This window comes from Lentimicrobium sp. L6, from assembly GCF_013166655.1.
Classification (GTDB): domain Bacteria; phylum Bacteroidota; class Bacteroidia; order Bacteroidales; family UBA12170; genus UBA12170.
The window spans coordinates 1-15943 of sequence record NZ_JABKCA010000025.1; the positions used below are offsets into that span (position 1 = coordinate 1).

At 35.0% G+C, this 15943-nt stretch carries 7 protein-coding genes; 4 read left to right on the forward strand and 3 right to left on the reverse strand.

Annotated elements, in window-relative coordinates:
- Positions 1-704 precede the first annotated feature (704 nt).
- The 3 genes from HNS38_RS08040 to HNS38_RS08050 are packed head-to-tail and all read left to right on the forward strand — an operon-like array spanning position 705 to position 8829.
- Entirely contained in the window at positions 705-4931 is a 4227-nt protein-coding gene (locus HNS38_RS08040) for a T9SS type A sorting domain-containing protein (protein ID WP_172283746.1), read from the forward strand.
- Positions 4932-4987: 56 nt separating this feature from the next.
- Entirely contained in the window at positions 4988-6910 is a 1923-nt protein-coding gene (locus HNS38_RS08045; RefSeq protein ID WP_172346259.1) for a T9SS type A sorting domain-containing protein, read from the forward strand.
- Between the two features lie 14 nt (positions 6911-6924).
- Complete coding sequence (locus HNS38_RS08050) at positions 6925-8829, forward strand: T9SS type A sorting domain-containing protein (protein WP_172283742.1); 1905 nt, start codon at positions 6925-6927, stop codon at positions 8827-8829.
- A 382-nt stretch (positions 8830-9211) separates the two neighbouring features.
- On the opposite strand, the gene HNS38_RS08055 is transcribed toward HNS38_RS08050, so the two are convergent.
- Positions 9212-9646 (reverse strand): sensor histidine kinase KdpD, encoded by a 435-nt coding sequence (locus HNS38_RS08055; protein ID WP_172346260.1) that lies wholly within the window; start codon positions 9644-9646, stop codon positions 9212-9214.
- Positions 9647-9652: 6 nt separating this feature from the next.
- The gene (locus tag HNS38_RS08060; RefSeq protein ID WP_172346261.1) at positions 9653-11305 is read right to left on the reverse strand and encodes a tetratricopeptide repeat protein; all 1653 of its coding nucleotides are present in this window, start codon (positions 11303-11305) and stop codon (positions 9653-9655) included.
- A gap of 144 nt (positions 11306-11449) precedes the next feature.
- Here HNS38_RS08060 and HNS38_RS08065 point away from each other — a divergent pair, with 144 nt between their 5' ends.
- Entirely contained in the window at positions 11450-13300 is a 1851-nt protein-coding gene (locus HNS38_RS08065; RefSeq protein ID WP_172346262.1) for a Xaa-Pro dipeptidyl-peptidase, read from the forward strand.
- Between the two features lie 419 nt (positions 13301-13719).
- Here the strand turns inward: HNS38_RS08065 and HNS38_RS08070 are convergent, their stop codons facing one another.
- A complete protein-coding gene (locus tag HNS38_RS08070) occupies positions 13720-15846 on the reverse strand; it encodes a tetratricopeptide repeat protein (RefSeq protein ID WP_172283736.1) in 2127 nt (708 codons plus the stop codon).
- Positions 15847-15943: the final 97 nt, after the last annotated feature.

Consider the following 15943-nt stretch of genomic DNA (forward strand, 5'->3'; position numbering starts at 1 on the left):
TGTGATAATTATTGATGAATACAAAATCAATTCCCCCAGAATTTTGACTTGACCCGGCAAATCCTTGTTATTCGCGTTTATCCTGACCGGAGTGTCAGTGATTCCTTTTTCTTTGTGTGGAATGACAAATAAGTGCTTAAAGTGCCTAGAGTATTTATAGTTAGAAACACATCCCAGCTCATCAGCTTCCCTATCTCCAGCTCTGATGACCTTCCTGCCGAAGCAGGTTTAGCATTTAATCATAAAAAGAGAATCTGATAGCGCTATTATTATTTCATCATATTAGAAATATTCTAAATAAAAAAATCTATATGGCTGATAAACAAATAGATAAAATATTTAAGCATCATTTTTACAAAAAAGAACCTTAATTACTGTTATCGCAGCTAATAAATTTATACATTTGGAAGGCAAAATTTTATCTCGAAAATATGATTTTTCTTTACCAAATATTAGGCTTCATTCCAGCAAGAATAATATCAAATGATAGCAATTATTGCTATACCCCCCCCCTGTATAGGTACACTAAAAATAGTATTGTTTCATGGAAAGAATATCGCTTACCGTATATTCTATTTAGGAAAGAATAAATTCGACCCGAGGTGGGTCATGACAAATCTCACCCTGTCATGACCCGAAAGCATTTAGCGATGCTCATCTCTCGATCGAATTCAAAAAATTATTCAATGCAAAATTAATATAAAATGAAATATAAATATATTTTCTTTGTTTTCATATTATCTGTAATGATAAATATGGAAGCAATGGCACAAGAAAACCCAATAGGAAGTTGGGTATTATCAAGTATAAATGAATATGATTACTCAAATAATGCTTATCATTACCAAAATCATCAATTATATTTTACAAAAAGTGGAATTAGCTCATCAATCCAACTTGATAATGGAATAATAACAGGTCCTGGTTCGAACGACTTTGCTGAATTTACAGGAGGTGCATATATGTGTACTATTGAGCAGGATTTTTATGTCATGGGGAAACATTATTTTTTTGGTGATGAATCAGGTGAATGGGAAACAAACGGAAGTGTAACCCGTTTAATTCATAGTGATTTTCAAATTATTAGGAGTATAGATGAAGATCTAGATTATAAAATGTTCTATTCTCAAGAATATGGAGGAGGATCTGCAAATGAACATACTTTGTTTCATGTGGTTGATGTAAAAATTGAGAATGGGGATATAAACTTCACAAGAACACCATTAGATCTCTCCAGTACTGGTGATTATCTAGAAGACAGCAAAGGAGTTGGGTTTATTATTTCAAATTTTGATTCCGATCTAGGTCAAAAATATTTATATGTCGTGGTAGGAGATTGGACTGACAACTCCATTGATAGTAAATTTGGACTCCAAAAATTTATTATTGATGAAGATGGTATTGAACATGAAGAAACATTATTAGAAAATCTTGAATCTGATGTATTTGAAAACAGTGATTTTCGAGGATATAATCTTGAAATGCAAGATAAAAATGAATTTGAAGCTCCGATATTTGCATGGATCACAACACCAAATCCAGGGAATAATTCAAAAATACTTATTTATAATTCAGAAGAAGATGATGAAGAATACGCCATAGATTTAGAAGTTGGCGCAATAGGAGGTATAGAATTTTCTCCATTCGAAAATGAAAAACAATTTCTCTACCTTAGTTGTGAAGATGAAGGAATTATTAAGCTAAATTATACAGACGGTTCTTATATAGTAGTCTCAGGAACAAGTAACTTTGGACATACCTATCTTCAAACAGCACCTGATGGGAATATCTATGCCGTTGCAGATAATGGACATAACTTAGGTGTCATAAATAGAAACACTGGATTGTTTAGTGCTAATGTTTTTGATTATGATCCAACTACAAATAATTATTTTCATAATGCCTTTACAGAAATAGGCAATATAAAATACTATACCCTCCCCGAAAACGATCTCCAAATGCTAAATACAAGCATTAGTACTAGTCCTGATATATGTGATTTAGAGTCAGGTAGTGCCACCATATGTGTTTCTGGTGGAATACCTGAATATAGCTTAGTAGCCTATTATGATGATCCAGAAATAGCTGGTTATAATTGGCAGGATATTAGCAACCTATTCGTATTTAATAGTGAACTTGATTGTTTCGAAGCCTCCAATTTAATGTGGGGTAATTATAGATACAAACTCACCGACCAAAGTGAATGTGAAGATGGAATAGAAGAGCAATTTGTAATACTTAAAGGCGATATGTACGATTTCTCTGAAAATATGTTAGAAATTGGGAATGATGCCCCCACAGAAATCTATGGCTTAGAAGATATGATTTGGGATTTGAATGATAATGATCCAGAGGAGGGTTTTATCATTGATGGAAAAATTCTTTTTAAGCATGGGTTTATATTAAAAGATAATAAAACACTTACCATAAATAACCTTACAATGGAGTTTGACCAGGACTTTATGGCTAAAGTTATTATTAAACCTGGTTCAAAATTAGTATTAAATAATTGTATACTTACTAATTATGAATGCTGGGATGCAGATGCCAAATGGCAAGGCATAGAAGTCTGGGGAAACAAAGGCCTTTCCCAAACTGAAGCAAACCAAGGAAAACTAGTTCTTAATAATACCACCATAGAACATGCCAACGAAGCTGTTCAACTATGGCGACCTGACTATTATAGCACTTCAGGAGGTATGATTTCAGCCATTAACTCTAATTTTTTAAATAATCATAGAGCAGTCGTTTTTATGGACTATAAAAACATGAAATTTGGTTTAGAGTGGGACTATAGTTCTGGATTTAGCCAATGTACTTTCGAAAATAATTCTGATTATATCATGGACAACCCATTCCTAGCTTTCGTAACTATGTGGCAAGTTAGAGGGGTAAGCTTTACAGCATGTGATTTTATCAATACTTCTGCTTTCCCTGAGAGTAAAGCCATTTATACTCTAGATGCTGGTTATAAGTTCAAAGGTAAATGTACGGGAGTTACTGGACCAAATGGCGAATGCGTAAGCGGTTGGGAAACCAACACTTTTACCAAATTTGAAAAAGCCATTGAGTCTGGAAATACAGTTGGTTCACCAGATCCGTATGCAATAACAATTGAAGATTCTTATTTTGAGAACAATCATTATGGTATTTTTATGACCACTGTTGAAAATGCCGCTACCATTATCAATAATGAGTTTGAAATTGGCAATAATGGAATAGACAATTTTGAAAAACAAAAATGTTCTTATTTCAGTGCCAGAGGTATCCAAATGAACCAAAGCTTTGGTTTCGATATTGAAGAAAATACTTTTAGTAAGATGCAAGGAACCACTGGTGGTGATGTGGTTGGTGTTTTGGTTTATGAATGTCCTTCTGAATCTGATGACATTTATAAAAATATATTTAATGGCCTTACTGCTGGAAACCAAGCAGAATTATGGAATAGGTTAAATCATTTAGTTGATGAACATGGTGTAACATATCTTTGTAATGAAAACACAAACAATACTATTGATATTTTTATTGCTGAGAACTCTATGATTACCGGACATGTTGGAAGCCTTCAAGAAGCGGCGGGTAACAAGTTTTCAATTACCAACCCTCAAATTCAAAATAACTTTACACAAGAAGTAAACTATTATTGGGTTGATGAACCTTATGAAGAATTAGAGTATTATTCTAATTATGTTACTCCCATTGAAGTGACTAATGAAAATGAATGCTTATCTAATTTTGGAAGTGGTGGAGGAACCGGTTTAGAAACCAAGTTGATATTAACTGATATTGAGAAATTAGAAGTGGAACAAGATTTCTATAGTAATTATCAGGATTATGAAGCCGTAAATATTCTTCTAGAAGAATTAAAAGATGGTGGTAGTACGGAAACAACCAGTTTAAGTATAGCTTCTGCACAAGCCACCGATACTTGGGAATTGCGTGCTAATTTATTAGGAATGTCGCCTTATCTATCAAAAGAAGTATTAATCGAAGCTACCGATAAAACGGATGTTTTACCGGAGTCTGTATTATTTGAGATCCTTTCAGCCAACCCCGATGAATTACGTAAAACAGATTTAATGGAACACCTTGAGAATAAAGAGCAACCCTTGCCTGATTATATGATTAATGTATTAAAACAAATGTCAACAGGTGTAAGTGCTAAAACTGCCTTAATTGGTCAAAAAACCAAATCTTTTGTGAATAAAACTAAAGCAGCTCAAACAATAATTCGCTCCATTAAAAACGAAGAGGAATTAAATATTGTGGAACTGAGAAATTGGTTGGGAAATATGGGAAATATTGAAGCAGATAAGCAAATTGTTGGAACATACCTTTATGAAGATAATTATACCGCAGCTAATAACCTATTAAATCTAATTCCGAATTTGTATAACCTACAAGGTGAAAAACTACAGGAGTTTAATGATTATAAGGAGCTACTTAATTTGCAAGTAGCATTAAAACAACAGGATAGAAATGTTTTTATGCTAAATAGTACTGAAAAATCTCAATTGATAGACTTAGCTGAAAATAGTAATGGCGAAGCTAAATATGGCGCCCAGAATATATTAAGCTTTGTTTATGGCGATAACTACTGTGATTGTATTAGCCCTATTAATCAAAATAAAGCTAGCACATCATCATTTTATTATTCACAAGATGATTTTGCAAAGGCCATGGGTTTAAGTATGGATATAAAACCAAACCCAGCAACTATTTATACATCAATAGACTATACATTACCTATTGGGATAGAAAAAGCTATGCTACAACTGATAAATGTTGAAGGTAAAACTCTACATACTGAAAATATTGATGGAGTTCAAGGACAAATTACTTTTGATATTAGAAATCATCCGAATGGAACTTATCTTATTAAAATCCAAGCAGGAGATTATCAACTAAGTGAAACATTAATTATTCAATAATTAATCTTAAAGAATGTGCTTATATTATAAGCGCATTCTTTTTTAACAACATAATTATGAAATCATTAGTCCTCTTATTACTATGTTCAATCTTTCCATATTTTATTTATTCTCAATTACCTAGAGATATTATTTGGCAATCTATTTATGGTACATCTGAAGAAGATGTAGTTCAAGATATTGTTGAAACACAAGATGCCATTTATATTTTAAGCAGAACAAGAATGATAACTGGCCCTGGGTACGATGAACATCACAATGATTTATTAGTAACAAAAACTAATATTGATGGTGAATATATTTGGCAGAAAAACTACGGTGGATCATTGGATGAAACCCCTGCGTCAATTGCATCAGATGATTTAGGAATGATTTATTTGGGTGCAGGCACATATTCTGACGATGGAGATATACAATCAGGAAATATGGGAGGTCATGATTTTTGGGTAGTTAAAATAGATACTTCTGGTCAGGTTGTTTGGGAACAAACCTATGGCGGCAGCATGACAGATTATGGAGCCTATTTATTATATCTTGAAAATGGGAATATTTTGGCTTATGGACCAACATTTTCATCAGATAATGATGTAAATATTAATTATGGTTATTTAGATATTTGGATTTGGGAGATAACACCCCAAGGTGAAATTGTAAAAAGTCGTGTTTTTGGAAGTTCGCAATCTGATAATATTTTCAGTCTGATACAAACAGATGATGGAGGCTTTTTTACAGCAGCACGTGCAGGAGTAAATGACGGTATGGTAAATGCAGAACCAAGAGGTTGGCACGATGTATGGCTATTAAAACTTGATGCTCAATTAAATATTGAATGGCAAAAATTAATTGGTGGAAGCAATTATGATTCAGGAGGATATGGTCTTGCTCAACTGGATGATGGAGGGTACATTCTCAATGGCTCCACCAAATCATCTGATGGCGATGTACATGGATTTGATTTTCCGGATGTTCCCGATCAGGATGATATTTGGGTAGTAAGAATTGACAGTATGGGCAATATACTTTGGGATATAGCTTTAGGTGGAGATGAATGGGAACATAGTAGTAAGGTATTTGCAAATGAAGATGGGAGCTTTACCGTTTTTGGAACCACAAACTCACCTAATAATGGAGATGTGGTAGGTAAACACCATACTTTATTATATCCGCACAATATTAATTCTGATATCTGGATGCTTAAGCTGAGTTCCGAAGGAGAGCTATTAGATCAAAGATGTTTCGGGAATGCAAGTCAAACAAGACTTTCCAGAGCTGTGATAAAAAAATCAGATTCTCATTATCTTATAGCAGGAACTGGCTTTTCAAGGCAAGCAGACCCCGATAACCCTGAAGCTCCAACAGATGGAGAGGTTTGGGGAGGTTATGAATCAGAATCCTATGATATCTGGTTTTTTGAGGCCGTAGATTGTGAGTTTTTTCAACCAGATACACCCTCAGAAATAGAAGGAGAAGATTCTGTTTGTAGCAATAATTCGAGTCAATATACATATACCACACAAATAATAAACCCCCAATACGAGGAGGCTCAATGGTTATTAGAACCCGCAGAAGCAGGAGCACTAACTAATTTGCAAGATTCTGTTATTATTGAATGGAATAGCACATTCGAAGGACAAGCAGCATTGAGTGTTAGAAGCATTAGTAACTGCGGAGAATCAGCTTATACACAAGCCAAATTAATTGAAGTAGAAATTTGCCTAGGTTTAGGAGAAATCAATAAGAAATCCTTATTTCTCTATCCCAATCCAGCTACCAATCAAATCACCTTTGAGCTACCAAACATCAAAAAACAAAGCCAAGTCCAAATCAAAGATATCTACGGCAAGCTCATCGCCACATTAAATATAAAACCCAACCAAAGCCAGCTTATTTGGGAATGCGGTGCTTTTGCCAGTGGTGTTTATTTTTATGAGGGTGAGATTGGTGGGGAGGTTTATCGAGGGAAACTAATTATCAAATAAAACATGAAAGAACCATGAGAAAACTAATAATAATTTTGACTCTACTCTCATTTAATTCCATTTATGCTCAAGAAGTTGAAATCCAATGGCAAAACTGTTTTGGAGGAACTGAAAATGATATTACTGGAAATTATAGTAATTCAATAATAAAAATTAGTGCTGGATATTTAATTGGCGGTACAACTGGTTCAGATGATGGTGATGTTGCAGGAGGAAATCATGGTCCTGATGATATCTGGGTAATAAAAACAGATCTTTATGGGAATTTAATTTGGGAAAAAACATTTGGCGGTAGTGATTCTGACCGGCTTGATGCATTAATAAAGAGTAATGATAGCACTTGTTACTTCATTGGTCGTTCATATTCAACTGATGGAGATGTTGAATCAGGAAACCAGGGGTATGGTGATCATTGGTTAGTTAAACTCAATACTGATGGTGAGATAATTTGGGAAAAGACTTTTGGAGGTAGTAATATTGAGAGATTGGCAAATATTCAATTAACGCCAGAAGGAGATATATTGGTGCTTTCAAGAACTTCTTCAAGCGATGGAGATTTAAACTACGAAAATCCCGATGGTTCAAGTTATATTTGGTTTTACAAAGTAAGTAGCGAGGGCGAATTACTTTGGAGTGATGTATTTGGTGGAAATGGACCTAATTATGGTTTTGATCTTTTGCAAACATCCGATGGAGGTTATTTAATATTAGGTTCGTGCAGGGGCTTAAACGGAGGTTGTATATGTGACCATAATAATGCTGGAGATACATATTATAATGATATTTGGATGATTAAGCTAAATTCGGAGAGAGAAATCGAGTGGGAAAATTGCTATGGAGGGTCTGATTTTGATAATGGTAGAGAACTTATTGAAGAGGATAATGGTTATACCATATTAGCTACAAGTAATAGTAATGATGGTGATGTGGGCTATAATTTTTATAAATCAGATATTTGGTTTTTTCAAATAGATAAACTGGGTAATATAACCAATTCCAAAACCTACGGCGGAGGAGATCATGATAACCCTTATGCTTTATTCAAAAATGAAGAAAATGGAAATTATACTTTCCTCGGTAGTACAAAATCATACAATGGTGATGTTTCAGGTAATCACTGTGGCCAAGCTAACTATTGTTGGTATGATATTTGGTATGTAGTAATAGATAGTTTAGGTGAAATTCAGTATCAAAAGTGTATTGGAGCCTGGGGAGATCAAATACCAGGAGGAGTGTTAAAAATAGATGAAGGTCATTTTATTATTTCTGCTTCAGCAACTAAGGGAAATGATGATTTTGATATCACATGCGATTTTCACTACCCTTATGCCAATGAAGATATCTGGTTTTTCTCGCTCCTAGATTGTAACCAAAACCCACCCACAATACCAAGCCAGCCCATAGGCCAAGATACCATTTGTACATTAAGCTATACTAAAACCATTTATACCACACATATAACCAACCCACAATATGAGGAGGCCGTATGGTTATTAGAACCACTAGAAGCAGGAGAGCTCACCAATAAAAACGATACTGTCCTTATCCATTGGAATACAGATTATGAAGGACAAGCAACATTGAGTGTGAGAAGCACCAGTAGTTGTGGAGAATCGGAGTATTCAGAACCTAAAAACATAGTTGTACGAGCATGTGTTGGCATAGACGAAATCAATAAGAAATCCTTGTATCTTTATCCAAACCCTGCCACTAATCAAATTACTTTTGAGCTGCCCAACATCAATAAACAAAGCCAAATCCAAATAAAAGACATCTATGGCAAAGTCATTGCAACATTAAATATTGAACCCAACCAAGGCAACCTCATTTGGGAATGTAGTGGCATTGCCAGTGGTGTTTATTTTTATGAAGGGGAGATTGGCGGGGAGGTTTATAGAGGGAAATTAATTGTTCAATAAAAAAAGAGGCAGCCAGTCGGGGCGCGACTCCAAATCGCAGCCCGACAGCTTCGACCTTTCCAAGTTCAATATTGAGTTTTTTTGAAGAGCTCCTTCGTTTTTTGAAAAGTATAAAATGAAGATTATAGCAATCCATAATATTAATAGAGCGATGGAATACAATTCCATCTAAGCAAATGATATCGAATTTTAATATACAATCCCTTTTGCGGACTTTGTATGTTTTCCCTTTGCGTTTTCTTTGCGTGAAATGGCAAAAGCGATTGGATTGAAATACCATCTTACCAGATGTTTTTTACGATGATAAAGCTGAAATAAATGAAATTATAATGTTAATTTCGGAGTAATGTTGGTATTGTAGTTTATTCGGGATGACTACCATTTAAGACATATACAAAGGCAAAGAAATACAAAACTCACTACCTTCTCCCTCAGTACTTTTTACTCCAATATCGCCATTGTTTTTATGGATAAATTCTTGGCATAAAATCAAGCCTAATCCCGTTCCTTTTTCATCAGATGTTCCCATGCGTTGAACGTTTTTCTCCATTTTAAATAGACCATCCATAATGTCTTGACTCATACCAATGCCGGAATCTTTAAAGTGTATTTCGATATGGCCTTTCTTCAGCTTGCTGTATATATTTATTTCCCCTTTTTGATGGCAATACTTGGTCGCATTATTAAATAAGTTGGAGATGATAATCTTTATGGTTTCCTTATCCCCCCAAATATCAGCCTCCTCAATACTTGTTTCAACATCAATTTCTTTTAATGCAGCAGCTCCCAAATAGGCAGAGATGCTTTCCTTAACCAATGGCTCCTATTCCAATTTTCTCTTATTTAAATTCAGATGACCACTTTGAGAATTGGCCCAGGCCAATAGGTTTTCTAATAGTTTAAAGGTAAGCTGCGAATTGTTGGCGATGATATGAAGCATATTCATTCTTTCCGGGTCGCTATATTCTTTATAATTATTTTTGAGTTCATCGGTAAAGCCTATAATGGCAGTAAAAGGACTTTTGAGATCGTGGGCAATAATGGAGAAAAATTTGTCTTTAGTGGCATTTAAAACTTTTAGATTTTGTTCATTGAGTTCTAGCTTCTCAATGTTTTCTTCTAACTGAGATTTTTGTTCCTCTATTAGTTTGTGCTGAGATTTTAAAAGGGCATTATTTTTTCTAACCCTTAAGAAATAGAATATTCCAATCACAAAGATTAAAATGAGCAAAATAATACCGCCAATGGCCATCCTTAGCTTACTTTTTGCTCTAATATTTTCGTTTTCAAGTTTCTGCTCTAAGAGCTCTTTTTCTAGCCTTTTTCGCTTCAACTCATCTTTAATCTGTTGCTCTATTTCGTATTCACTGAGCAGGTTGGCAATATTATTATGATTTAAAGAATCCAGAGATTGATTGGCCAATTGTAAAGACTCAAAAGCTTTGGTATGGTCTCCAATTTTAGAATAAGCTTCTGATTTCTTTCTATAGATTGCTGAAAACTCTTCATTCATTTCTATGGATTTTGATAAGGCAATGCATTTATCAAAATACGCTAAGCTTTTTTTATACTTGTTTTGCTTTAGGTAAAGCTCACCAAGCCTACGGTAATACCTTGATTCTATTTGTATATAATGATTGGTATCTATGATTTGTTTGGCACTGTCAAGATACATGAATGCAGAATCAAACTTTTCTGTTTCTGTGTAATAGGTAGATATTGAGGTGAATAAGTATGCCTTCATATAAGAACTGAGAAATTTATGAAGATGAGATTTCACATAATTAAAGTTTTTATTAGCTTCCTCAAACCTTTTGTGTTCTACTTGAACTACCGCTATGTTTGAATAGGTTGGAATTACATCTGTAATTGGAGCATTTTCAGGCATAATATCAATAGATTTTTGAAAGTTAGAAACAGAAGCTTCATAGTTTCTAAGATGCATGTATATAGCGCCTAGGTTATTGTAGATTGTTGATAAGCTAACTGAGTCTTTCAAAGGAAGTGCAATATCCAATGATTTTAAATTATAGATCAAGCTTTGTTTTTGGTTTTTCCCATAAGAATATACATAGCTCAAACCTCGGTAGGTATCCAAGATATTTAGAGAGTCTTCTTCTTCCCAATAAATAGGTAAAGAAAGTTTGAAATTAGTAATAGCATCTAATAAATAGCCATGCTGCATGCTTGCTCTGGCTATATAGGAATAGGAAACGGCGAGGCCATGATTATATTGACTGCTTTGAGCCAAGTCTCTTGCCAATCTGCTGTATTTTAGGGAGCTATCTGTACTGATGTTTCCATAAGAATAAGCGATTAGATTATAATTGTCGACTAATTTTTCAGGGCTGTCTTCAGTAGCATTTATAGTATGTAAAGAGTCTATTATCCTCTGCTCTTGAGCCTGGATGTTTGTTATAAATAGGAAAAGTAAGAAGATGGCAAATGATTGGTTTTTTCTCAGAAGGTGTTTCACGTTATCTCTCTTTATTTCTTGATAAAGATAGTATAAAAAGAAATACTTTGTGCATCATGATATCCATAGAGCTGAAAATTATAGTGATTCTAAACTTGGTCCTTGAGCCTAATATTTTTTATATCTTAGTCGAAAATATTAATCATGGTAAAAAGTAAAATCAGTTTCTGTTTAAGTCTTGGACTTCTTTTCTTCATCTTATTTCATTCCTCAATCATGGCGCAGGATGAAAACAAAGTGGGTCCCATTTTTAAAGATGGCGAAGCGCAAATAGTTCCGGAATTTGAGGATGCTGATCGATGGATTAGACATGATCTTTGGGTAGAAACGGAGTTCGATACCGATGGTGATGGGAAACTAGATCGTATGCATGTGGATGTGACTCGTCCGGGGCAAACTGAATATGAAGGCTTGAAACTTCCAGTCATTTATATTTCTAGTCCCTATTTTGACGGAATGGGTTCTGGCTCGTCCGACTATCTCTATAATGTACATCAGGAGCTCAATCAGCCTTCTCCTCAACTCGTTCATCCACCTGAGATTAAACGTAGAAATAAAAGACCTATCATTTCAAAATCGCATATTAAAACCTGGCTACCTCGAGGATATATTATCGTTCATTCTTCTTCTCCTGGAACTGGATTGTCCGATGGTTCTCCTACTGTTGGTGGTGATAATGAATCTTTAGCACCTAAGGCCGTTATTGATTGGTTATGTGGAAGAGCCGATGGTTTTACCACTAGAACAGGCGATGAAAAAGTAGAAGCTTATTGGTCAACTGGTAAAGTGGGAATGACAGGTACTTCTTATAATGGTACCATTCCTTTGGCTGCTGCCACAACTAGAGTTGAAGGATTAGAAGCTATTATTCCCATAGCTCCAAACACTTCTTATTATCATTATTATCGTTCCAATGGTTTGGTGCGATCTCCGGGTGGTTATTTAGGGGAGGATATCGATGTGCTTTATGACTTTATTCACAGTGGCGACGAGTCGAAAAGAGCTTATAGCAATAAGGTGATTCGTGATGGCGAGATGAAAGAGGGAATGGATAGAGTGACTGGTGATTATAATGATTTTTGGGCTGGTAGGGATTATCTAAATGATATGGAACCTATGAAGGCCGCTTTATTGATGTCTCATGGTTTTAACGATTGGAATGTGATGCCAGAACATAGCTATAGAATTTATGAGGAGGCTCAAAAGATGGGGATTCCTTCACAGATATATTATCACCAAAATGGACATGGTGGACCTCCTCCAATGACGATGATGAATCGTTGGTTTACCCGTTATCTACATGGGGTAGAAAATGGAGTAGAAGAGGATGCCAAAGCATGGATAGTGCGTGAGAACGACAAGCAAGATGAACCTACAGCTTATGAAAACTATCCTAATCCAGAGGCCAGTCCAGTGACTTTTTATTTAGGGAAAGGAGCTCCTAAGCAAGGAAGCCTAATGACTTCAAAAATGCAGAATCAAGGTCAAGAGACTTTAACTGATAATTATTCATTTTCAGGAGAGGCATTGGCACAAGCGGAAGAAACAGAACATCGTTTAATATATGTCAGCCCTATCCTTAAAGAGGATATTCATATTTCCGGAATCTCTACCATCACCATAAAAGCTGCAAGTAATAAACCTGCTGTAAACCTTTCTGTCTATCTGGTTTCTTTGCCTTGGAATAAGAGCAGAAGAGCTAAGATTACCGATAATATCATCACTAGAGGATGGGCAGATTTGCAAAATCACAAATCCTTAAGAGAAAGTGAGCCCTTAAAGCCGGGTGAGTTTTACGAGATGACTTTCGAAATGCAGCCCGATGATCAAATTATTCCTGCAGGACAACAAATTGGTCTGATGATTTTTGCAAGCGATAGAGATTTTACACTGCTTCCTGAACCAGGAACTAAGCTTACTATTGATCTAGATGGAACAAGTATCACCATTCCTATTGTTGGAGGAGAAAAGGCTTTTGCTAAAGCTATAAAATAGAATGTTCAATGTTTGGAAGTTCAAAGTTTATATTTTCAGGACAAACCTTTCAAATTGTTATAGTTTTAATATCAAAAGCTAGCGCGTAAATTTTTTCTGTGCAGAAACAATAACAAAAAAGCTAATTTTGACCGTACGGATTGCAAATCCGCACTAGCCGTGGTTTTGTACTCATTTTAAATATTGTGATGAGACTTTATTATTGTTGAAATAGTAATAAAGTAATATGGTTTTATAGTTGTTAAAACTATGTACTTTAGTGTTTCAGCTTCTACGAATTTTATGGTTCGAAGCAGGGAGCCCGAAGCTAGAAGTAAATTTACTTCAGGCTTCTATCTTCTGTCTTCCAGCCATATTTGGTAATTTTTAGAACGAATTTCAATCGTAATAAAATTTATGGTAATTCAGACCATAGTAGTTTAGTTAATCTTCACCCCAATCACACAAACATCATCAATTTGGTCCAAGTCTCCTCGCCAGCTTTCAAAGGCTTGGTCAAGGTGAATCTTTTGTTCCGACATAGAAAGTCCTTGGATGTCTAATAGCATCTTCTTGAATGCTTTGGCTTTAAGTTTTTTGCCTTTCTCTCCTCCAAATTGGTCTACATAGCCATCACTGAAAATGTAAAGCACATCTTCTTTTTCTAATTCAAAGCTATGGGTTTGATAGGGTTTGGGATTATCATATTTCCCGATAGGTTGTTTGGTGGCTTTGGTCTCTATGATTTCTCCATTTCTGATGATCCATAATGGATTATGAGCGCCTGCATATTGCAATTGATTTCCTTTTAAGCTGCATAAAGCAATATCCATTCCATCTTGTACTTCCTCGTCTGACTTCTCAAACTCCTGAACAATAATATCTCTGGTTTTGTCTAAAACCTCCCCTGGCTTTGATAATGAAAACTCCTTTACCGCTCTATTTAAGCCATTATGACAAACCACAGAAACCATGGCCCCCGGAACACCATGACCGGTGCAATCTGCCGCGGCAAATAGTATCAAATCATCTTTCTTTTCCATCCAATAGAAATCACCAGCTACTATATCTTTCGGTTTATAGAGGATAAATGCATCTTTTAGATATTCGTCAACGATATGATCAGGCGGGAGGATGGCCTTTTGAATACGTTTGGCATAATTAATAGAATCGAGTATTTCTTTATTTTTCTCTTCTACTTCTTTCTTTTTTTGTTCGATGAGTATATTTTGTTGACGAGTAATGCGGAGTCTATTATAAATGAATCCTCCAAAAAGAATCAGCATAAAAACACCTCCATATAGCGCAAATCGTTGAGTACGTTCTTGTTTTATTTCAGCTTTTTGTGCAGCTATCTGAGCATCGGTTACTTTTTTGGCTTCCATCATTTGTATGCTATCTGCGGTGGCTTGCTTTTCGTAGGCATATTTAAATTCTTGTCTGATGGCTTGCTTCTGGTTTTCTTCGCTGAGTATGGTATCTCTTGTACTGATATATAATTGGAACATATCATAAGCCTGACTATTATTTCCTTGGGCTTCATAGGCTTGATAGAGGGTTTGTGCCGCATTTTTAATTTCAAGATTAATATCTGATGCCTTTCCAATGGCTAGTGATTGCTTGGCAAGTTTTATGGCCATTTTGTAATTATTCAATTGCAAATAGGTTTTGGCCATATTATTCTGACTGCTTGCTATACCTTTTTTACTATTGATTTGCCGATATAGATGCAAGGCCTCATCAAACTGTTTTAAGGCTAAGGTGGGCTTCTTTAATTGTAAGCTAATTCCTCCCAAATTATTATATACATCTGCCACCCCCATGGGATATTGAATGCTTTCATAGATTTTTAGGCATTTATTAAAATACACGATGGCTTCATCTGGTTTTCTTTGTGTGCTTAGAATATGACCGATATTGATATAAGCATAAGCAATCCTTCTCTGATCATCTATATCTTCTAGTATTTCTATGCTCTTAAAGTAAAAATCAAGAGCTTTCACCATTTCTTCTTGGTGATAATACATGGTCCCTAGATTAATCAAAGAACCTGCCTCACCTCTTTTGTCGCCTATTTCTTCACGTATTTTTAAACTTTGATGAAAATAATCTAATGCCTTTGCCGTATTCACTTGCAATAGGTATACATAGCCAATATTATTTAATGAAGTTGCCATTCCTTGCTTATTCCCAATTTCTTTCTTAATGGCTAAACTCCTAGAATGGAAATTCAAAGCTTCAGTATAATTTCCTTGCTGATTATAGGTGCTCCCCAAATTATTTAAAGCAGAAGCCATTTCTCTTTTTATCTCTATGACTATATTACTGTCAGAAATGCTCTTAAGGTATTTTTCTGCCATCTCCACAACTGTGCTATTTAAATAAATAGAGGAGTCTGGATATTTGGCATATACCAATTCATCCCATGCCATATAGGCTTTTAAAACCTCTAATGGATTGGTGCTGTTTTGGGTGATTTGAATAAGACTGTCTGCTTTTTCTATAGGTCTAGAAATACCAATAGTTATAAAAGAAATCAATAATAAAAGGAGTATACTTTGTTTCATGAAGGCTTGTGTTTATGCTTTCCAAATATAGGAAAAGAAAGGATTCGTCCTTCCTTTTGTGAGCTTAAAATCTTAAAATAAAGGAAGATGTACGCCT